This window comes from Fundidesulfovibrio agrisoli, from assembly GCF_022808715.1.
Lineage (GTDB): Bacteria > Desulfobacterota > Desulfovibrionia > Desulfovibrionales > Desulfovibrionaceae > Fundidesulfovibrio > Fundidesulfovibrio agrisoli.
This window is the reverse complement of sequence record NZ_JAKZKX010000001.1, coordinates 158,928-179,795: the sequence shown is the minus strand read 5'-3', so window position 1 is coordinate 179,795 and position 20,868 is coordinate 158,928. Positions and strand designations below refer to the sequence as shown.

17 protein-coding genes are annotated in these 20,868 nt (G+C 67.0%); 6 read left to right on the top strand and 11 right to left on the bottom strand.

Annotation, left to right across the window (positions count from 1 at the left end; translation table 11 throughout):
- The first annotated feature begins 84 nt into the window (after positions 1–84).
- A complete protein-coding gene (gene mutS, locus MLE27_RS00745) occupies positions 85–2,778 on the top strand; it encodes a DNA mismatch repair protein MutS (protein ID WP_243309941.1) in 2,694 nt (897 codons plus the stop codon).
- A gap of 4 nt (positions 2,779–2,782) precedes the next feature.
- Complete coding sequence (gene lysA, locus MLE27_RS00740) at positions 2,783–4,024, top strand: diaminopimelate decarboxylase (RefSeq protein ID WP_243309940.1); 1,242 nt, start codon at positions 2,783–2,785, stop codon at positions 4,022–4,024.
- A gap of 341 nt (positions 4,025–4,365) precedes the next feature.
- Here the strand turns inward: lysA and MLE27_RS00735 are convergent, their stop codons facing one another.
- The 4 genes from MLE27_RS00735 to MLE27_RS00720 form a co-directional block, all read right to left on the bottom strand.
- Positions 4,366–4,971 carry a hypothetical protein gene (locus tag MLE27_RS00735; RefSeq protein ID WP_243309939.1) on the bottom strand — a complete coding sequence of 202 codons (606 nt, stop codon included), beginning with the start codon at positions 4,969–4,971 and terminating at the stop codon, positions 4,366–4,368.
- A gap of 1 nt (position 4,972) precedes the next feature.
- Positions 4,973–5,452, bottom strand: coding sequence for a MamS/MamX family magnetosome protein (locus tag MLE27_RS00730; RefSeq protein ID WP_243309938.1), 480 nt, complete (start codon positions 5,450–5,452; stop codon positions 4,973–4,975).
- Between the two features lie 49 nt (positions 5,453–5,501).
- Positions 5,502–7,346 carry a hypothetical protein gene (locus MLE27_RS00725; protein ID WP_243309937.1) on the bottom strand — a complete coding sequence of 615 codons (1,845 nt, stop codon included), beginning with the start codon at positions 7,344–7,346 and terminating at the stop codon, positions 5,502–5,504.
- 100 nt (positions 7,347–7,446) lie between these two features.
- Complete coding sequence (locus MLE27_RS00720) at positions 7,447–8,646, bottom strand: aminopeptidase (RefSeq protein WP_243309936.1); 1,200 nt, start codon at positions 8,644–8,646, stop codon at positions 7,447–7,449.
- A gap of 134 nt (positions 8,647–8,780) precedes the next feature.
- On the opposite strand from MLE27_RS00720, the gene MLE27_RS00715 reads away from it, so the two are divergent.
- Positions 8,781–9,866, top strand: coding sequence for a sensor histidine kinase (locus MLE27_RS00715; protein ID WP_243309935.1), 1,086 nt, complete (start codon positions 8,781–8,783; stop codon positions 9,864–9,866).
- Positions 9,867–9,906: 40 nt separating this feature from the next.
- Entirely contained in the window at positions 9,907–10,125 is a 219-nt protein-coding gene (gene infA, locus MLE27_RS00710; protein ID WP_027190819.1) for a translation initiation factor IF-1, read from the top strand.
- Between the two features lie 31 nt (positions 10,126–10,156).
- Here the strand turns inward: infA and MLE27_RS00705 are convergent, their stop codons facing one another.
- The gene (locus tag MLE27_RS00705) at positions 10,157–11,764 is read right to left on the bottom strand and encodes an MBL fold metallo-hydrolase RNA specificity domain-containing protein (RefSeq protein ID WP_243309934.1); all 1,608 of its coding nucleotides are present in this window, start codon (positions 11,762–11,764) and stop codon (positions 10,157–10,159) included.
- A gap of 88 nt (positions 11,765–11,852) precedes the next feature.
- Here MLE27_RS00705 and MLE27_RS00700 point away from each other — a divergent pair, with 88 nt between their 5' ends.
- Positions 11,853–12,374 (top strand): GNAT family N-acetyltransferase, encoded by a 522-nt coding sequence (locus tag MLE27_RS00700; protein WP_243309933.1) that lies wholly within the window; start codon positions 11,853–11,855, stop codon positions 12,372–12,374.
- Between the two features lie 233 nt (positions 12,375–12,607).
- Positions 12,608–13,267, top strand: coding sequence for a MarC family protein (locus MLE27_RS00695; protein WP_243309932.1), 660 nt, complete (start codon positions 12,608–12,610; stop codon positions 13,265–13,267).
- A gap of 175 nt (positions 13,268–13,442) precedes the next feature.
- Here MLE27_RS00695 and MLE27_RS00690 read toward each other — a convergent pair whose 3' ends face one another.
- The 6 genes from MLE27_RS00690 to MLE27_RS00665 all read right to left on the bottom strand — a co-directional run bounded on the left by MLE27_RS00690 (position 13,443) and on the right by MLE27_RS00665 (position 20,838).
- Positions 13,443–14,222, bottom strand: a complete 780-nt coding sequence (locus tag MLE27_RS00690; RefSeq protein ID WP_243309931.1) for a bestrophin-like domain — start codon at positions 14,220–14,222, stop codon at positions 13,443–13,445.
- A 511-nt stretch (positions 14,223–14,733) separates the two neighbouring features.
- Positions 14,734–16,383 carry a phosphoglucomutase (alpha-D-glucose-1,6-bisphosphate-dependent) gene (gene pgm, locus MLE27_RS00685; RefSeq protein WP_243309930.1) on the bottom strand — a complete coding sequence of 550 codons (1,650 nt, stop codon included), beginning with the start codon at positions 16,381–16,383 and terminating at the stop codon, positions 14,734–14,736.
- 17 nt (positions 16,384–16,400) lie between these two features.
- Complete coding sequence (locus MLE27_RS00680) at positions 16,401–16,871, bottom strand: hypothetical protein (RefSeq protein ID WP_243309929.1); 471 nt, start codon at positions 16,869–16,871, stop codon at positions 16,401–16,403.
- A 46-nt stretch (positions 16,872–16,917) separates the two neighbouring features.
- A complete protein-coding gene (gene lolA / locus MLE27_RS00675) occupies positions 16,918–17,586 on the bottom strand; it encodes an outer membrane lipoprotein periplasmic chaperone LolA (protein ID WP_243309928.1) in 669 nt (222 codons plus the stop codon).
- Positions 17,587–17,598: 12 nt separating this feature from the next.
- Positions 17,599–18,579, bottom strand: a complete 981-nt coding sequence (locus tag MLE27_RS00670; RefSeq protein WP_243309927.1) for a hypothetical protein — start codon at positions 18,577–18,579, stop codon at positions 17,599–17,601.
- 6 nt (positions 18,580–18,585) lie between these two features.
- Positions 18,586–20,838 carry a DNA translocase FtsK gene (locus tag MLE27_RS00665; protein ID WP_243309926.1) on the bottom strand — a complete coding sequence of 751 codons (2,253 nt, stop codon included), beginning with the start codon at positions 20,836–20,838 and terminating at the stop codon, positions 18,586–18,588.
- Positions 20,839–20,868: the final 30 nt, after the last annotated feature.

Genomic DNA, 20,868 nt, shown 5'->3' with positions numbered 1-20,868 from the left:
ACTCCACCAAAATGTGCAGGCAAGTTGAACTCAGGCCCGAGAGGCTCCATTATTAACATTATCGTCAAATCACCCCCGGAAGCCATGAGCACCGTCAAGCTCACCCCCATGCTGGAGCAGTACCTGTCGATCAAGGGAGAATACCCTGATTGCCTGCTCATGTACCGCATGGGAGACTTCTACGAGATGTTCTTCGAGGACGCCGAGGTGGCCGCGCGGGAGCTCCAGATCGCGCTGACCTCGCGCGACAAGAACTCCGATTCACCGGTGCCCATGTGCGGCGTGCCGCATCACGCCCTCTCGGCCTACCTGAGCCAGCTGCTGGAAAAGGGCTACAAGGTCGCCATCTGCGACCAGGTGGAAGACCCCAAGCAGGCCAAGGGGCTGGTGAAGCGCGAGGTCACGCGAGTGCTCACGCCGGGCACCGTGGTGGAGGACGTCAACCTCCAGGCCAAGCGCAACAACTACCTGGCCGCCCTCTTCTGGGAGCCGGACGAGCGCGCGGGCGGCCTGGCCTGGATCGAATTCTCCACGGGCGAATGGTCCGGCCTGCACAGCCGCGACGAGGCCCAGCTCTGGCAGTGGGTCGAGAAGATCCACCCCAAGGAGCTCCTCCTGCCGGACATGAAGGCCCCGCCCCGGCACGTGCCGCAGCTCGGCATCCAGATCACCAACTATCCGCAGAAGCCCCATTTCGACCTGCCCGCCGCCACCGCCCGCGTGCTGGAGGCCCAGGAAGTGGCCAGCCTCGAAACCCTGGACCTGGACGACAAGCCTCAACTGGTGCGGGCCATGGGGGCCATGCTCTCCTACCTGTCCCAGACCCAGAAGCAGGGTTTGGGGCACCTGGGCGCCTTCCGTCCCCTGAACCTGAGCCGCCACCTGCTGGTGGACGAGGTGACGGAACGCAACCTGGAGATCTTCCGCCGCCTGGACGGACGCAAAGGCCCCGGCACCCTCTGGCACGTGCTGGACCGCACCGTGACCCCCATGGGCGGCCGCCTGCTGGAGATCCGGCTGCGCCAGCCCTGGGTGGACCTGGAGACCATCCTGGAGAACCAGGACGCCGTGCGCTTCTTCTTCAAGGAGGACGGCCTGCGCGAAGCCATCCGCGAGGCCCTGGACGAGGTCTACGACCTGGAGCGCCTCTCCACGCGCATCTTCCTGGGCCGGGCCACCCCCAAGGACTTCCTCGCCCTGCGCAACACCCTGACCGCCCTGCCCGGCATCCACGGCCTGCTGGCGGGCGACGGCCTGGACGGAGCGGCCTTCAGCGTGGAGAAGCCCCGGGCCCTGGGGCGTGTGCTGCAGTCCTGGGACCAGCTTGAGGACGTCCGCGAGCTGCTGGCCGCCGCGCTGGCAGATTCGCCCCCGGCCACCATCACCGAGGGCGGCCTGTTCCGCTTCGGCTACCACTCGGGCCTGGACGAGCTGATGGAGCTCACCGAGCATGGCGAGTCCAAGCTCAAGGAGCTGCTGCTGAGCGAGCAGGAGTCCAACTCCCTGCCCAAGCTCAAGCTGGGCTACAACCGGGTGTTCGGCTACTACTTCGAGCTTTCCCGCGCGGGTGGCCAGGTGCCCGAGCATTTCGTGCGCCGCCAGACCCTGGCCAACGCCGAGCGCTACATCACCCCGGCCCTCAAGGAGCTGGAGGACAAGCTGCTCTCCGCCAGCGAGCGCCGCAAGGAGTTGGAGTACCGCCTCTTCGGCGAGCTGCGCGAGACCGTGGCCAAGGCCAGGCCCCGCTTCAAGTCCATGGCCCGCGCTTTGGCCGACCTGGACTACTGGCAGGCCCTGGCGGACACGGCCCGCAAGTGGGAATGGGCCAAACCCGCGCTGCACCAGGGGCTCGAAATCTCCATCCAGGCGGGCCGCCACCCCGCCGTGGAGGCCGTGCAAGGCCCGGCCAACTACATCCCCAACGACCTGAGCATCGCCGGGGACACCCGCCTGCTGCTCATCACCGGGCCCAACATGGCGGGCAAGTCCACCGTGCTGCGCCAGGTGGCCATCATGTGCCTGCTGGCGCAGATCGGCTCCTACGTGCCGGCCGCCAAGGCGCGCATCGGCCTCACGGACCGCATCTTCTCCCGCGTGGGGGCCTCGGACAACCTCTCCCAGGGCCAGTCCACCTTCATGGTGGAGATGATGGAGACGGCGCGCATCCTGCGCCAGGCCACCCGCAGGAGCCTGGTCATCCTGGACGAGATCGGGCGGGGCACCTCCACCTTCGACGGCCTGGCCCTGGCCTGGGCCGTCGTGGAGGACCTGGCCGGGCGCGGCCGCAAGAGCGACACGCACGATGGCGGCATCCGCACCCTGTTCGCCACCCACTATCACGAGCTGACCCAGCTGGAAGGCAAGCTGCCGGGCCTTCGCAACGTGAACATCGCCGTGAAGGAGTGGCGCGGGGACATCATCTTCCTGCGCAGGCTGGTGCCCGGCCCCTCGGACCGCAGCTACGGCATCGAGGTGGCCCGGCTTGCGGGCGTGCCCAGCCGGGTGGTACAGCGCTCCAAGGACATCCTGGCCGGGCTGGAGAAAAAGGCCCGGGAGACGCGCGGCGGAGCCCCGCAGCCGTCCGCCCAGCGGACCATGCTGCCCGGGCTCCCCGGGCTGGTCAGCGAGGCTCAGGAGCTGCCGCCTGAACAGGCGCACCCCGTGCTGGAAGACATCCGCAACCTCAAACTCGAGAGCATCACCCCCCTGGAAGCCCTGAACATCCTGGGAGGCCTCAAGGCCAAGCTGGACGGGGAAGCAGGAACCCAAGGAGATTAGCCCCATGCATTTCTTCGAATACAAGGACGGCCAGCTCTTCGCCGAGGGCGTGCCGGCGGCCGAACTGGCCCGCAAGTTCGGCACCCCCCTCTACGTCTACTCCGCCGCCACGCTGCGCCGCCACTTCGAGGCCTTCGACTCGGCCTTCGCGGGCGTGCCCCACCTGACCTGCTACTCGGTGAAGGCCAACTCCAACCTGAGCCTGCTCTCCCTCCTCAAGGACTGCGGCGCGGGCATGGACATCGTCTCCGGCGGCGAGCTGCACCGCGCCCTGACCGCCGGTGTTTCGCCCGACAAGATCGTCTACTCCGGCGTGGGCAAGCGCGCCGACGAGATGCGTCAGGCCCTGGCCGCGGGCATCCTGATGTTCAACGTCGAGTCCGCCGCCGAGCTGGAGCTGCTCTCCGCCATCGCCACGGACATGGGCAAGACCGCGCGCATCAGCCTGCGCATCAACCCCGACGTGGACCCCAAGACCCACCCCTACATCTCCACGGGGATGAAGAAGAACAAGTTCGGGCTGGATATCGAGTCCTCCCTGGCCACCTACCAGCGGGCCATGGCCCTGCCCGGCATCGAGCCCATCGGCATCGACTGCCACATCGGCTCCCAGCTCACCAGCCTGGACCCCTTCCTGGAAGCGCTGGACCGCATCATGCGCTTCCACGAGCGCCTGAGCGGCCTGGGCCTCAAGATCACCCACCTAGACCTGGGCGGCGGCCTGGGCATCCCCTACAACGACGAGGAGCCCCCCCACCCCACCGAATTCGGCGAGGCCCTGGTGAAGGTCCTCAAGGACCACCCCATGACCGTCATCCTGGAGCCCGGCCGCGTGATCGCGGGCAACTCCGGCATCCTGCTCACCGAGGTGGTCTACACCAAGAAGACCCCCACCAAGGACTTCATCATCGTGGACGCGGGCATGAACGACCTGGTGCGCCCCTCGCTCTACGGCTCCTTCCACGCCATCCGCGAGGTCGAGCCCAAGGGCCGCCCGGACGTGGACGTGGACGTGGTGGGCCCCATCTGCGAATCCGGCGACTTCCTCGCCAAGGACCGCAACATCCCCGCTGTGGAGCAGGGCGAGCTGCTGGCCGTGTTCTCGGCCGGAGCCTACGGCTTCACCATGTCCTCCAACTACAACTCCCGCCCCAGGGCGGCCGAGGTGCTGGTGGACGGTGACAAGGTGACCCTGGCCCGCAGGCGCGAGACCCTGGACGACCTGATCGCGCTGGAAAAGAACTAGCCGCTCCAGATTGCCGCAATAGAAACGGGCGTCCTTGTGATCGACGATCACAGGGACGCCCGATCTTTTTTTGCCGCATTTTCCGGGAAAGCCTCCGGCGGCCAAAGGGCCTTCGGCCCTCTGGACTCCCCTATAGCTTCGCGTAGACCAGGGGAGAATCGCCTGGTTTGGCGCCGTGAACCGCGTTGTCTCCAACCCGACACACCCCCTGTTCGGGATTCCAAAGGGCGAAGCAGGACTTCGTCCTTTAGCCGCCGGAGGCTTCCCCCGCGTCTGATCGAACAAGAAAAGCCGGAAGGACTCGCGTCCTTCCGGCTTTCTCAATCTGTGGCTAGAGCCCGTCAGCGTCCGTACCGCACCAGCGAAACCTGGTTGCCCTGGGTGTCGTAGATGCGCACGAAGTACCTCACTTCCGGCGAGTACCACATCACGTAATCCCCGGTCCAACCGGTGTCGTTCTTCTTGGCCACGCGCAAGCGGAAGGTCTTGAAGGTCCCGGCGGGCACGGCGACCTCCTCGGCGGCCTCCACGGTAACGGTCATGGTGTAGTTCTGCGTCCCCTTGGGCGTGGTCGCGCTGTGGCGGAAGGTCTGGCTGGCCCCCACCTTCATGGGGAAGATCAGGTAGGCGTCCTTGCCGCTGACGACGCCGTAGGAGATCATCCCGCCCTTGGTGGAGGTGACGCTCAAGTCCTTGGCCAGGGTGGTCTGCCTGCCGGTGTCCCCGCGGCCGCGCAGGACGATCTCATCACCCGCGGAGGCGACCTCCATGCGGTCGGAGATGGCATACGCGCTGCGGTTGTGCCCGGTGAATTCCCAGTAGTCGCCGGGCTTCCACTGGGGAGCGGGCGCCTCGGGCATGGCGGCGATGGGCGCGCCCTTGGGGGCGCAGCCCCAGGCCAAGGCCACGGACATCACCAGCAGGAGGATCGGTGCTGCGCGGCGCATGCTAGTTGGCCGCCTTCTTTTCCTGGGCGAGCTCCTCGGGGCTGAGGGTCCACCAGGGGGTGCCGTCCTTGGAGCGGCGAACCTTGAGCTCCTCGCCTTCGTCCTTCTTGATCTTGGAGGCCATCACCACCTCCTTGCCGCCGATGGTGGCCCATACGCCGCTGACCTTCACGGTGTCGCCGGTGCGCAGGCCGATGCTCTCGACGTTCACGAAATCCTTGGGGCCGAGGTGCACGGTCTCGGTCTTGTTGTCCTTCTTGTCGCGGACCACCAGCCCGACGCCCTTGGCCATGCCGGGCATGGGCACGATCTCGATGATCTGCTCCACCTTGCCCTTGAAGGAGTCGGCCTCCTTGGCGTCGTAGAACTTGTCGTAGGCGCCTCCCTTTTCCCAGCCGGCGATGTCGGCTGCCGAGGCCTGGGAGCAGATGAACGCCAGCGCCAGAACGGCGAACAGAAGCGGATTGAGGATGCGGGTCATGATACCTCCATGGATTGTGACAACGCACAGATAATGAAGATAAATCCCCTCAATCGGCGTGTAAAGCCCGGCGCAGCACTTCCCGCAGCACTTCGGAATCCCGCAGGGCCTGCATGTCGCCCCAATCCCAAAGCCGCTCGGGATGCGTGTTCACGTCGCGGGGCGTCTCGTTCCAGGAGTCGCCCACCACGGCTCCCTTCAGGTTGGCCAAACCGCCCCAGGCGAGCAGCGGCAGCAACAACGCGGCCGCAGCCATCCCGCGCCTTGGATAGGGGATGCGCGCCAGGAATGCGCGCAGCCCCAGGACGCTCAGCACCGCGAGCACCCCGTACATGCTCCCGAACAGGCGCGGCCCGTAGGACCACCCGCCCCACCACATGGGAAACATGGAGAGCGCGCCGAGGAAGCCGAGCAGGGCCACGGAGGCCCCCCACTCCGCGCCCCGCGCGTCGCCATAGCCCGGGCCGGATGCGGCGCGCGGACGCCACACGCGCCAGAAGGCGTAGCAGAGCCCGGGGAGGAACACTGGGTTGTAGACGAGCAGGCCCCTGTTGGGGCTGGCCAGCAGGCCCAGGAGAGTGGCCGGGGCCGCGGCGAGGCTGCCCGAGGGGCCCTGCTCCAGCATGTAGGGCGGCAGCAGCGCCCCGTACATCCAGTGGTTCAGGCCCAGCCAGGCGGCGGCGAACAGGGCGCACCAGCAGGCGAAGCGGACGAGGGCGCTCCGGTAGTCCAGCCAGAGGGAGGCCGCGCCGCCCAGGAGCATGAAGGCCATGTCGTGGCGGACCATGACCCCGAACACGCCCAGCAGCGCCAGAGCCCAGACCGTGACGTCGCGCCCTTCCAGTAGCAGGCGCAGCATGGCCAGGGAGAGCAGGCAGGCCAGGTTGTGCGATGCCAGCGCTCCGGCATGGACCGAGAACTGGCTGGTGCACAGCGCAAAGCCGGCCGCCGTCAGGCAGGCCGTGCCCCGCCCCAGCCCCAGGCGCAGGCAGATGGAGAGGAACAGGCCCACGGCCAGCGCGGCGACCATCTTGGCCGAAGCCTCCGCCACCAGGGCCTCGGGCGCATCAAGCACACCTGTCCAGGCGGCAATGGGTGCCAGGGCCAGGGAGAGGCCGGGGGGATAGTAATTCACCACCCTACCGTCCGGTAGGGCGCGCACCGACATGGCCCGGATGCCCGCCAGACGCTTCTCGTACGATTCGAGGCTCATGTCCCCGTGCAGCATGGCGAAGGCGGTGGGCAGGTACCAGCGGTTGTCGCCGGACTGCGCTCCGCTCGGGGCTGGGGCTGCCACGGAATAGACCGCGAAGCAGGCCATTGCCGCCAGCGCCGGGGCCAGGAAGCGGCGGGGAGAGGCGAAAGCCGCCAGAAGCAGCGCGGCCAGCACAGGGAAAACTATCCTCAATGATTCTGCCAGAAGGGAGAGGCGCGTCTGGCGCTCCAGCCGCAGGGTAACCGCATCCTGGCCTTCCGGCAGCTCCACATGGGCGGAAACCATGCCGATGCAGAGTTGGCAATCCAGCAAAAAGGCCCGCGATGCACGGCCGGATGAGCCTTTCGGCGGCGGAAAGGGGTCCTCCTTGACGGCGCCCATGCCGGGCAGGTTCCAGGAGACCGCGTATCCGGAGCCAGCGGGGGCGTCCACGCTCAGGCGCAGGATGTCGAGTGATTCCAGGGGGAAGGATGCCGTCTCCAGCGCGAAGCCGCCAGCCAGCCTCGTCGAGGCCGGTATGCCCGGCCCCTGGTAGAGAAGCTCCCGGCCATGGCCCGGCCAGCCGTAGCCCCAGCAGAAGAGTCCCAGCAGAGCCAGAATCATGGGCCCGGCCAGCCTCCGCAGGGCTGCGCCGCGCGGCAGGCCATCGCCGGGCCGGACCTTCTCATCGGTGCTCATGGCTTTCGAATAGAGGCCGCGTAACGCGGTGTAAAGAATCGCACGAAAAAGTCCGGCCAGGGGCCGGACTTTTTCGTGGAACCAGAAGGCTCGGGGCTGGTCAGCAGGCGAACTGGCCGTCCTCGTAGATGAGCTTGCTGCCGCCGCCGCGCAGCTTGGCGGTGACGCGCTTCTTCTCGGTGTTCACCAGGTCCCAGTGCAGAGCGGAGTCGTTGAAGCCCAGCTCCGCCTTGCGGGCGTCGGTGAGTTCCGAGGGGTCGCCGTCGAAAGTGTCGGAGTAGGAGCTCCCCAGGGCCACGTGGCAGTTGCCGTGCTCGCCGCCGAAGTTCTCGTCGAAGAGGGTGTTGGCCATGAACTTGTCGATCTTGGAGAAGCGTTTGTCCGTGAGGGAGAATTCGCCCAGCTTGTCGGAGCCGCCGTCCATGTCCACCTGCTTGCGGACGAACTCCTCGCCCTCCTCCGCGCTGACCTCGGCCACCTCCCCCTTGCGGAACACCAGGCGCACGCCGCGCACCAGGTTGCCGTTGCGGTAGGAGGGCTGGTCCGCGTAGTAGACGCCCTCGGTGCCGCGCCAATCCGGCGAGAGGAACAACTCGAAGCTGGGGATGTTGTGACCGGAGATGCCCTTGAAGCGCCTGTGCAGGCCGGGGGTTACGACCAGGTCCACGTTGGCGGACTCGATATGAAACGACTCCACCGGCAGGGCGTTGAGCCAGTTCTTGATCTCCATGGCCTCGTCGAAGATATTCTTCCACTCCTTCACGGGGTCGGCCGCGCGCAGGTGGCAGGCCTTGATGACCTGCTCGGTGAACTCCTTGCGGGTCAGGCCGGCGCAGCGGGCGTATTCGTCCGTGGGGTGCACGCACAGGGTCCAGCCGAAGTTCCCGGCCTCCTCGCGGCGCACCAGGATGTCGCGGTAGGGCTTGCGGGCGATGGCGGTCTGGGCGATGCGCTTGGGGTCTATGCCGGAGAGGTGGGTCAGGCTGTCCGGGGCCAGAATGTAGACCGAGCCGTGCAGGTTCTCAAACAGCTCACGAGTGCCGGGAGCGATGAAGGAGAGCTGGGCCTCGGAGGCCGTCGAGTAGAAATCCAGCTCCATGCGGGAGGTCAGGCCCAGGCGCGGGATCACGTTGATGCCGCGCGCCAGCAGCTTGGCGAAGAGCGCCTCCGCCAGCTTGAGCCCGGCAAGGTCGAACTGCACGAGCACGTTGTCGCCCGGCTGGTAGCCGGAGGGGCGGGACGTCTCCAGGCCCCAGATGAGAACATCGGCATATTTTTCAAGCAGTTTTGGGGTCAACACGCGCTATAGGCTCCCTGTGATGGTTGTGGATCGGCTACAGGCCCTGTGCCCAAATACCACGCGGATGTAAAGGACCACGGGCGTCGCCGTATCGACACACGCCTGTGCGAGGCTGGACAAGAGGTCCCCTACGCATGCTGCCTTTCATCCGCTCCTCGTACCTGAACTCCCTGCTGGAGTCGCTGGCCACCGGCGTGGTCATCGTGAACATCCGGGGGAACGTCTACGCCGCCAACGCCTCCGCCGCGCGCATGTTGGGCCTGGGCCGGGAGGAGTTGCTCTCCTCCAGCCTGAACGGGCCCCGCCTGGACCGCTTCGTGGACCGCGCCGAGGTCCAGGCTTTGCTGGACGAAGCCCTGGACGATACGCGCATCCCCACCATGGGCGACATCCTGGCCCGCTACGCCCACCCGGAGTTGGGCCTGCGCCACTACACCCTGGCCGTCTCCCGCCTGGTGGAATACGAGAAGATCTTCGGCGTTATCCTGCAGATCAGCGACGTCTCCCACATCTACGACCTGCACCAGCGCCAGAGCCGGTTGCAGCAGGAGCGCATCGACGGGCTGGCCCGGCTCTCCATGTCCATCGCGCATCAGGTGCGCAACCCCCTGATGACCATCGGCGGCTTCACGCGCCTGCTCATGAAGCGCGCCGACATGCCGGAACCCGCGCGCGGCCACATGGAGATCATCATGGAGGCGGCCATGCGCCTGGAGGACGTGGTGCAGGCGGTGACGCAGTTCACCGCCTCCCGCCAGCCCGCGCCGCGAGCCGTTGATGCGGCCGGATTGGTGCGGGGCGTCCTGGCGGGCATGCCCGTCCCGCCTTCCGGGGTGGCGGTGGAGTGCGGCGGCCTGGACACGACGCTGACGGCTGACCCCGCCATGACCGCCGACGCCCTGCGAGAGGTGCTGGCCAACTCCTTCGAGGCCCTGGCCGCGGGCGGCGGCTCGGTCCTTGTCCGGTGCGCGGGGGAGTCGGGCCGTGGCCGCATCGAGGTCCGGGACGACGGCCCCGGCATCGCGCCTGAACATCTGCCCTTCGTGTTCGACCCGTTCTTCACCACAAAATCCGTCGGCGTTGGCATGGGGCTGGCCAAAGCCAGGAAGTGGATGCGCGATCAGGGCGGCGAACTGGAGATTTCACCCCTCCAGGATGGAGGAACCCTGGCCGTTTTGCGTCTGCCTGAAGGGGATGGCTTGAAGCCCGCCGGAAAATAGGTTACGGGTTGCCGCTTCGTAAGCACAACAGGAGCTACATATGCCGAAAGAAGACGCCATAGAAGTGGACGGAACCGTCCAGGAAGCACTGCCCAACGCCATGTTCCGCGTTGAACTCGAGAACGGGCACGAGGTGCTCGCCCACATATCCGGCAAGATGCGCAAGTTCTACATCCGCATCCTCCCCGGCGACAAGGTCAAGGTGGAGCTCTCCCCCTACGACCTCTCCCGCGGCCGCATCACCTACCGCATGAAATAAGAGGCCCCCCGTCCGGGGGGCCTCTCTTCGGCTACATCTCCGAGATCAGTTCCATGAGGTCCTTGTTGACCTCCAGGAGCTTGTCGCGCAGTTCCACCTGGTCCACCCACGGCTTCTGGGCCGTGCGGTCCAGGCGCTGGCGCAGCAGCACGAACTTGGCCTCCGTGTCGGCCAGCAGGAAGCCCCAGTCCACCTTGGGCATGGCGCGCTCGGTGTCCAGGGTGACGGCGGTCTCGATGCCCGGCTTGAGGGTGCATTCCTCCAGGTATTCCGGCATGTGCACCGTGAACCCGAAGCGCGACTCGATGAGCCCCGCCAAGGTGCTCATGGCGTCGCTCTCGCCGTGCACCAGGAAGACCTCCATGCCGTTCTTCTTGAAGTGGCCCAGCCACTGCAGGATCTGGCTCTGCCCGGCGTGGGCCGAGAAGCCGCCGATGGTCCAGACCTTGGCGGCGACCTGCAGGTCCTCGCCCATGATCTTGATGGTCTTGGCCCCGTCCACGATCTTGCGCCCCGGGGTGCCCTGCCCCTGGTAGCCCACGAACACGATGCTCGCGCCCTTGCGCCAGATGTTGTGGCGCAGGTGGTGCTTGATGCGCCCCGCGTTGCACATGCCGCTGGCCGAGATGACGATGGCGGGCCCGTCCATGCTGTTGATGGAGCGTGATTCGTCCGCTGTCAGGGTGAAGCGCAGGTTGGGCAGGCTGAAGGGGTCCTCACCGTTCTGCATACCCTTGCCGATGTCCGTTTCCATGTATTCGGGGTGCTGGCGAAAGATCTCCGTAGCGCGGATGGCCAGGGGGCTGTCCACGAACACGGGCATGTCCTTGGGGAGCTTGCCGCTCTTGGAGAGCATGTGCAGGGAGTACAGCACCTCCTGCGTGCGCTCCACCGCGAAGGCCGGGATGATGACCTTCTCGCCGTGGGCGTAGGAGTAGGAGATGGCCTGGCCGAGCTCCTCCAGGCTGGTGTCCGGGTCCTTGTGGTCGCGGTCGCCGTAGGTGGACTCCAGGAAGAGGTAGTTGGCCGTTTCGGCGAAGGTGGGGTCCTTGATGATGAGCTGGTCCGGCTTGCCGAGATCCCCCGAGAAGACGAGCTTGTTGGTGGTGCCGTTCTCGGTGATCCATACCTCGATGAAGGCCGAGCCCAGGATGTGCCCGGCGTCGCGGTAGACCACCTTCACGCCGGGGGCGGGTTCGAAGGGCTCGTTGTACTCCACCGTGCGCATCAGCGGCATAACGGCCGTGGCGTCGGACTGGGTGTAGAGCGGTTCGGCGGGTTTGCCGCCGTGCCGGGCGTTCTTGCGATTCTGCTGCTCGGCTTCCATCTCCTGGATGTGGGCGCTGTCCTGGAGCATGATCCAGAGCAGGTCCTTGGTGGGCGGGGTCAGGTAGACCTTGCCCGCGAAGCCGTTCTTGACCATGCGCGGCAGCAGGCCGGAGTGGTCCATGTGGGCGTGGGTTATGAGGAAGAAATCCACCTTGTGGGGCTGGTAGACCGTGTAATCAAGGTTGCGGGCCTCGATCTCGCGGTTGCCCTGGTGCAGGCCGCAGTCCACGGCGAAGCGGGTCCCGCCGGTTTCCATCATGTAACAGGAACCCGTGACAGTCTTAGCCGCTCCCAGGAACTTGATTTTCATCGGCACCTCTGTTTCGTTGCTGATTGCGCGATGTGTCGCAGGGTTGTAAACTACAACAATAAAGCACGGATTCCAAGGAGCAGCGCGATTGATCGAGATACTCGACGCCAGCGTGCCCGGGCGCGTGGAGCAGGCCAGGAACCTCTTCGTGGAATACGCCGCCAGCCTCGGGCTCTCCCTGTGCTTCCAGAACTTCGAGCAGGAGCTGGCCGGGCTGCCCGGGGCCTACGCCCCGCCGCGCGGCGCGCTGCTCCTGGCCGTCGACGGCGGCGAGCCCCTGGCCTGCGTGGCCCTGCGCCCGCTGGAGGGGCCGCTGTGCACTGTTGCCGACTCGGAACCGGCCTACGGGGCGGTTATCGGCCCCGACGAGACCTGCGAGATGAAGCGCCTCTACGTGCGGCCCCAGGCCAGGGGGCTCGGGCTGGGCAGGGCCATGGCCGAACGGATCGTGGCCGAGGCACGCCGGCGCGGCTACAAACGGATGCGCCTGGACACCCTGCCCTCCATGGGGCGGGCCATCGCCCTCTATGAGAGCCTTGGCTTCAGGGACATCCCGGCCTACTGCGTGAACCCCCACGAGGGCGCGCGCTACCTGGAACTGGAGCTCTGAGGTGCGCGCGGGAGAGACTGAGCGGGAGAGGCCGGACGCGCGGGCGACCGTCCTCAAGCGCCGGGCGGTTCATCCCGGCGGGTCCGGCTCCCGGCCGGCCTGACCGTCCTGGCGGTTATGGCGGGCCAATCTCGGACAACTGATCCCGCCGGGCTTGACGCCCGCCCTGGCGGGACATAGGTTCCCCCGGCTCCGCCTCCTGGCGGCGCGAAACAAACAATCCGGCCATGCACATGAACGACTTTCTCAACACCTTCCTGCTGGTCTACGCGGGCCTGTTCCCCATCGTGAACCCGGTGGGGGGCGCGCCCATCTTCCTGGGCATGACCCTGGGCAACACCGAGGCGGAGCGCGGCGTGCTGGCCCGGCGCGTGGCGGTCAACGGGTTCTTCCTGCTGCTCTCGGCGCTGTTCGTGGGGTCGCACGTGCTGGAGTTCTTCGGCATCACCATGCCCGTGCTGCGCGTGGCGGGCGGATCGGTGGTCACCGCCTTCGGCTGGAAGCTGCTGCACGCCGGTGAGCACCCCAAGGACCATGACGGCGCGGACTCCTCCGGCGGCAAGGTGGGGCTGGCCGACTCCTTCTACCCCCTGACCCTGCCCCTGACCATCGGGCCGGGCTCGCTATCGGTGGCCATCACCCTGGGCAGCCGCAGGCCCCTGGGCGACATGGGGCTGGCCCAGTCCGTGCTGCTTGGCTGCGCGGCGGTGGTCGGGCTGGCGGCGGTCGCGGCCACGGTGTACCTGTGCTACCGCTACGCCCGCAGGATCGTGCAGATTTTCGGCAAGAACGGCATCAACGTGCTGCTTCGGCTCTCGGCATTCATCCTGGTCTGCATCGGCATGGAGATCGTCTGGACCGGCGTCTCCCAGTTGCTGCAACTGCCCCGCTAGCCGCGTCGCCGCGAAAGCGGCCCCAGGCACGCGACAACACCCCGTAGAACCTACCTTTTCCTGCTCACAGCCAGTCGATTCCTCCTCGCGCCGGCTCCTGGTGCAGGAATCGCCGCTGGTGAATTGGCCAGCAGGCCCAGCGCCGTGCGCGGCGGCCCCACGGCCCCCTGCGTCATCAGCCCATGGACTGGCGCAGCTCGCGCAGCACCCGGTCGAAGTCGTCCACGCGGATCAGCCCCAGCCTGGGGTATTCGAGATCCATGATGATGAACACGGTGATGGCCATGAGCGCGGCGAAGCCGATGATGTGTACCCAGCTTCTCGACTTGGCCAGGGCGTGGTCGTACCCCACCATCACCATGCTGCCCAGAACGAGCCCGAACATGAGGGCGAAGATGATCGAGGGCGGGTGGAACAAGGTCGCCATGGTCCTGGTGGTGGTGATGTCGATCATGTTGTTGAGCGCCGGGAGAACCAGGATTCCGGCGCGCTGGCCCTCCTCCGTCTGGCAGGCGGCCACGGCGGCCTTCCATATCTCGTTCTGCAGCGCGACCGTGCGGCCCAGTTCGGCGTGCGCGGCGTCCAGGTCGGGCATCGCGGCGTAGGTCGCCAGCCTGGAGTCGACGTACTTGCGGAACAGCTCCTTCACGGCGGGCTGGGCGCTCTGCGGCAGCACGTCCAGGCGCAGCCAGGCCGTACCGATGGCGTTGGCCTCCTCCACGATGAGATGGCGGCGATGGTCGAACCTGGAAGTTGCTCCGCTGAAGGTGAAGGCGATGAGCAGCCCCACCAGGCCGAACACTGCGGCCTCCAGCGTCGCTGCGGCCTTGCTCTTGGCCTCGTCCGGCCTTTTGACCGCCGACCTCGTCCCCAGCCATTTCCCCAGTTCCAGGCAGCCCAGAATGCCCAGACAGAATCCTACCGCCAGCAGGATCATCGTCGCGGTGAAATTCATGGAGGCTCCTTCCTTTTCAGTCGGCAGGATTCCGGGGAACGACGAGCAGGCCCGGCTCGCCATACGGGGGCGAAGTTATTTGATACGCCAAAGGGCATTCCTGGTCGAGCGGAGAATGAACTCGCCATGACAAGGCCCGCGCCGAACCATTGGAGAACATGGCGGTTGTTGCGCCACCCCGTGGGGTTGCTGGCTCGCCTCCCCGGTGCCTCCCGGATGCAGCCGCCCTTAACTCGTGCGAATGGCTGACCCCATCTCCCGGCGGAATCGTTCCCCGGCGCGGGACTTGCCCCGTTGGCCTCTCCTCGATGCATCCATGCGGCCGAAAGACACCCGCGCCCGTGATCGACGAGACAAGTCGCGAGGTTAAATGGACACTCAACACGAAAGCCGGGCCTGGGCGCCCCCCATCCCCCTTGCCGCCCGCAACGTGATGTTGCGGACGGCAAGGGAGGGGAAACGGCCCAGGCCCGGCTTTTGAATGCGTCCCTGACGGTTTCGCTGCTTCGAGCTAGGCTCCCGCCGCCCTGAAGGCCTCGTCCAGCATGGCCTTGGCTTCCTCCTGGATGCGGTGCAGGTGCTCCACGCCGATGAAGCTTTCCGCGTAGATCTTGTACACCGCCTCCGTGCCCGAAGGCCTGGCCGCGAACCAGCCGTTTTCCGCCACCACCTTGAGCCCGCCGATGGAGGCCCCGTTGGAGGGGGCCTTGGTCAGCTTGGCAGTGATGGCCTCGCCGCCCAGGCTGGTCTGAAGGATGGACTCCGGCGCCAGCTGGGCGAAGGCCTGCTTCTGGGCGTCCGTGATGGGGGCGTCCACGCGCTCGTACACGGGCGAGCCGAAGCGCGCGGAGAGCTCGCCGTAGAGCTGGGCCGGGTCCTTGCCGGTTACGGCGGTGATCTCGGCGGCCAGCAGGTCCATGATGAAGCCGTCCTTGTCGGTGGTCCAGACCGTGCCGTTCTTGCGCAGGAAGGAGGCCCCGGCGCTCTCCTCGCCCCCGAAGCCCAGTTCGCCCGAGACCAGCCCGTCCACGAACCACTTGAAGCCCACCGGCACCTCGCGCATGGCGCGGGGCAGCGCGGCGGCCACGCGGTCGATCATGGCGCTGGAGACCAGGGTCTTGCCGATAGCCGCGTCCGGCCTCCAGCCGGGCCTGTGCCGGAACAGGTACCAGATGGCGGCGGAGAGGTAGTGGTTGGGGTTCATGAGCCCGGCCGAAGGGGTGACGATGCCGTGGCGGTCATAGTCGGGGTCGTTGCCGAAGGCCACGTCGTAGCTGCCCTTGAGCTCGATGAGCCTGGCCATGGCGTAAGGCGAGGAGCAGTCCATGCGGATCTTGCCGTCGCGGTCCACGCTCATGAAGCCGAAGGTGGGGTCCACGGTGTCGTCCACCACTTCCAGATCGAGCCCGTAGCGCTCGGCCATGGGCCGCCAGAAGGCGATGCCCGAGCCGCCCAGCGGGTCCACGCCGATGCGCAGGCCGCTGGCCTTGATGGCCGCCATGTCCACCACGTTCTCCAGGTCGGCCACGTAGGGGGTGATGAAGTCGTGCGCGACCACGTTGGGGGCCTTGAGCGCCCGGGAGAAGCCCATGCGCTTCACGCCGGAGAGCTTGTTGGCCAGGTAGGCGTTGGCCATGGCCTGCACCCTGCGGGTGATGTCGGTATCCGCCGGGCCGCCCGCCGGGGGGTTGTACTTGAAGCCGCCGTCCTGGGGCGGATTGTGCGAGGGCGTGATGACGATGCCGTCCGCCAGCCCGGAGGAGCGCCCCCTGTTCCAGGTCAGGATGGCGTGGGAGATCACCGGGGTGGGGGTGTAGCCGTCCCAGCACATGCGCGCCTGCACGCCGTTGGCCGCCAGCACTTCCAGGGCGCTGGACATGGCCGGGGCCGAGAGGGCGTGGGTGTCCATGCCGATGTAGAGGGGACCGTCGATGCCCTTGGCCTTGCGGTAGTCACAGATGGCCTGGGTGGTGGCCAGGATGTGGGCCTCGTTGAAGGTGCCCGCCAGGGAGGTTCCCCGGTGCCCGGAGGTGCCGAAGCTGACGGCCTGGGCCGGGTTCTCGGGGTCCGGGGCGAGGCTGTAGTAGGCGCTGACGAGCTTGGGCACGTCCACCAGCAGGGAGCGCGGGGCCTTCTTTCCGGCCAGGGGATGAACGGACATGGTGCGGCTCCTGTGGATTAGTGTTTGTAGTCCGAGCTGGCGTTGAACTTGTCCAGCTTGAGGGCGAAGTCGGTGACGAAGCTCTTGAAGTCCTCGAAGGTCATGTCCGTCTTGATGGCGATGCCGTCGGAGGAGAAGCAGTGGGCGTCGCTGAAGCAGCAGATGTCCAGGTCGATGTCCACGTACACGGTGTTGGGCTTCTCGTAGTAGCGGGTGAAGATCAGGCTGCCGTCGGGGTCGAGCAGGTCGATGCGGGCCGCGCCGTAGCCGCCCACGATGGCCTGGAGACCGTCGATGGTGTACTTCACCGCGTCGGCGTAGAGGTTCATCCTGGCCCCGGAGTAGTCGTCCGTCACTTGCAGGGCCGGGTTGAAAACGGGCTTGCCGTCGATGGTGGTGATGATCTCCACGGAGTAGCCCGCCTCGTTGGGCTCCATGTCCAGCGCGATGCCCAGACTGCTCGAATTGACCTTCAATGTGCACTTCATCGTCTGTCCTTTTCTTGGATGCGTATACGTCCGCGCCTGTTGATCGCTATTGGGGCTTCTTGCCCTGCAGGGCCTCGTTGTCGAAGATGGAATACCCCGCCGGGGGTGTGTACTGGAACTGCTCGGGCGAGGTCTTGGTGTTGAGCGTGACGTTTGCGAGCGTCAGGTCGTTGATGTTGCCGTAGAAGTCCTCGATGGAGATGCGCGTGAGCATGTTGGTGCGCTCGTCCACCCAGGCGTAGGCCAGCACCAGGCCCGGCTCGGCCTCGCGGGGCACCAGGCGCAGCTTGACCTGCCCGGCCGGGGCCTCGGGCTCCTGCTGGATGTGGAAGTCCTCACTGAGGCGCGCCTTGCCGGAGAGGAAGCGCAGCATGGTCTTGGAGCCGAGCACCTCCTCCACGGAGTAGCGGTAGGCGCTCTTCTCCTCGGGGAAGGCGTTCCAGACGGCGTCCTTGCCGACCACCAGCAGCTCCTTTTCGGGGGCCAGGGTCTCCCAGCGGATGAGCGCGGGCTGGGCGAAGACCAGCTTGCCGGTGCGTATCTCCGTCTCCTTGCTGGTGGCGTTCTGCAGCCGCTGGCTGAAGTCCGCCGAGAAGGAGCTCATGGACTGGTACTGCTTCTGTATCTTGGCCGTGAGCGCGGCGACGTCCGCCGCCTGAGCGCCGGGCGCGGCCAGAAGCAGCAGCGCCAGCAGGGCCGTGATGCGTGCGATCATGTATCTACTCCGTCAGTCATCCCCTCGGACGATGTCGAAGACGGCCTCGGCGTCGAAGACCACGGACATGTCCTGGGTGTGTTTGTATGTGAGCACGTGGATGCCGTGCCTGTGCAGGGCCTGGGTGAAGAATGCGCCCAGCGTCCCGGGAAGGGCCAGGAATCTCGCGGCGTGCAGGGGAAGGCGCGACAGGATCAGGCGGCCCACGGCCTCCTGCAGGTTGGCGGGGTCCAGGTCCGCCTCCACCTGGAAGACCGCCGCCACGGATTGTTTCGCGTCCGCCAGGACGAGCTGCCCGTGCCGGGTGTAGCCTGTCCTGTGGCCGAGATTGCGGGATTCGGAGAATTTGTCCAGCTGCTCGCGCAGGCTCCGGGTCGCGAGCTCCAGCAGGCGCGGCGAGGGGAGGTCGCGCCCGGCGGAGTTCAGGGTCAGAGAGGGGCCGAAATCGATGTCATGGCCGTCGGCGGGAAGCAGCCCCTGCGCCTTCCAGGCCTGGAAGTCCCTGACGGCGCGGACGAAGCGCGCCACGCCGGCAGGGGCCGTATCGGCGCCGGCGCTGGAGATGACCAGCGCCTCCCTGGGTTCCCCCTGCTGCGGCACGGCCTGGAGCACCGTGAAATCGTATTCGTGCGCCCCCAGGAACTGAACCAGCGGGACCGGGGCGGCATAAGCCAGGAGCACGTCGCTGCCGAAGCGCAGCAGCAAGCCGCTTGCCTCGCCGTCGGCCCCGGACTCGTCAAAGGCCAGCTCACACACCGGTTCGAGCGGCGCCGCGTCGGCGGGCTCGCGCAGCCCCAGGCGCAGCCGGAACAGGCCGGACTCTCCCTCGAAGGAGAACCAGAAACATTCCGCCTGGTTCCAGTAAGTCTCGCCCTCCCAGGCGCGCCCGCGCCAACGGATGTCCGCCGTGACCTTGGCGGCGGATTTCTTCAAGCTGCGCATGAACTTTTGCAGCGCCGCCCGTGCCGTCTCCTGATCCTGGATGATCTGCATGGCCGCCTAGTCCTTGCCCCGGAGCACCACGCGGGGCTTGCTGCCGTCCGCCGGGCCCAGCAGCCCGTCGCGCTCCATCTGCTCGATGAAGCGCGCCGCCCTGTTGAAGCCGATGCGGAAGCGCCGCTGGATGAGTGAAATGGAAGCCTTGCCCTGCTCCATGACGAACTCCAGGGCCTGGGGGTAGACGGGGTCGTTCAGCGAGTCCCCTCCCCCTTCGCCGCCGCCGAAGCCGCCGCCGTCGTCCTGGGCGTCGTCCTTCCAGCTTCCCAGGTCCATGAGGTAGCTGGGGGCCTGGCGATCCTTCCAGTAGTCCACCACGTGGGCGGTCTCCTCGTCGGAGACGAAGGCCCCGTGCATGCGGATCATCTTGCCCCCGCTGGGCTTGAAGAGCATGTCGCCGCGCCCCAGCAGGTGCTCAGCGCCCACGGTGTCCAGAATGGTGCGGGAGTCGTGGCGGCTGGTCACCTGGAAGGCGATGCGCGTGGGGAAGTTGGCCTTGATGAGGCCGGTGACCACGTCCACGCTGGGGCGCTGGGTGGCCAGGATCATGTGGATGCCCGCCGCCCGCGCCAGCTGGGCCAGGCGCACGATGGAAATCTCGACCTCCTTGGCGGCGGTCATCATCAGGTCGGCCAACTCGTCGATGATGAGCACCAGGTAGGGCATGGGGGAAAGCGGCTCGCCTTCCGGCCCGTACTCCCCGCCTGACTTGGCCAGCTTCTCGTTGTAGCCGTCCAGGTTGCGCACGCCGAGCAGGGCCATGGCCTCGTAGCGGCGGTCCATCTCGGCCACGCACCAGTCCAGGGCGGACTTGGCCATGGCCATGTCCGTGACCACGGGGTGCACCAGGTGCGGCAGGTCGGCGTAGACGGCCAGCTCGATGCGCTTGGGGTCGATGAGCAGCAGCTTCACCTCGTCGGGCTGGGCCTTGTAGAGGATGGAGAGCAGGATGCCGTTGATGCACACGCTCTTGCCGCTGCCGGTCGCGCCCGCCACCAGCAGGTGGGGCATGCGGGCCAGATCGGCCACGAAGGGGCGGCCCTGGATGTCCTTGCCGATGGAGAGCGTCAGCCGGGAGGCGGAGCCGGTGAACGGCTCGGCCTGCAGGATCTCCCGCAGGTAGACGGTCTGGCGCTTGGCGTTGGGTATCTCCACGCCCACGGTGTCCTTGCCGGGGATGGGGGCCTCGATGCGCACGGCCAGGGCCTTCATGGCCAGGGCGATGTCGTTGGAGAGGCCCGCGATGCGGCTGACCTTCACGCCAGGCGCGGGCTTGAACTCGAACATGGTGACCACCGGGCCGGGCACGATGCGCATCACCTCGCCCTGGATGCCGAAATCGGCCAGGCAGGTGGTGAGGCTCGCGGCCTGGGCGCGCAGGGACTCCTCGCTCGGCCCTCCGGCTTGGGCTGGCGGTGGGGTGAGCAGGTCCAGCGCGGGCAGATCGCCCGAGGCGAGGGAGTTGCGCGCGGCTTGCCTGGGCTGGGCCTTGGGCTTGGGCGCCTCGCGCCGCTGGGCCTTGGCCTGGGGCTTCACCTCATGCATTGCGTCGGGATCAGCGGCTTCGGGGAACAGCTCGCCCTGCTCCATGGCGTCCATGGCCCGTTTGCGCTCCTCGGTGATTTCCTCGCGCTCCTGCCTGCCGGGGCCGAACAGGAAGCGCGTGACCGAGGGGCCGATCACCTCCCAGATATCCGCGAAGAAGGCGTGGACGCGCACGCGCTGGCTGTCCCAGGAGATGCCCAGGAGCAGCTGCACGGAGACGATGCCCAGGAAGGTGACCAACAGGTACATGCCCACCGGGTGGATGAGCTTCGCGCCCAAGCGGTAGAGCGCGCCGCCCAGCCAGCCGCCGCCTTCGAGCTTGCCCAGGGCCAGCCCAAGCCCGGGCCAGTCCGACCCGAGGCAGATGAGCACGGCCACGAACAGGCCGAAGAGCCCGGCCCAGTGCCTGCGGGTGATGCCCATGAGCGGGAAGAGCCTGCGCACGCCCGCATAGCCGATCAGGGCCGGGACGAAATAGGCCGCCAGCCCGAAGAGGTCGCAGAGCATGCCCGCCAGGTAGGCTCCCACCAGGCCGGTCATGTTGGCCACCTCCCGCCCCTTGATGGAGGTCTGGTTCAGGGAGGGGTCCAGGGGGTCGAAGGAGAACAGCGCCAGGGCGAAGAACAGCGCCAGGAAGAATAGCGCCACCCCGGTGAGTTCATCCAGAATCTTTCTGGCTTCCGTAGTAAGCTCCGCTCGTAATGTTTCCATAGAAAGTGAGAAGGGCCGTGGAGCCCGCGC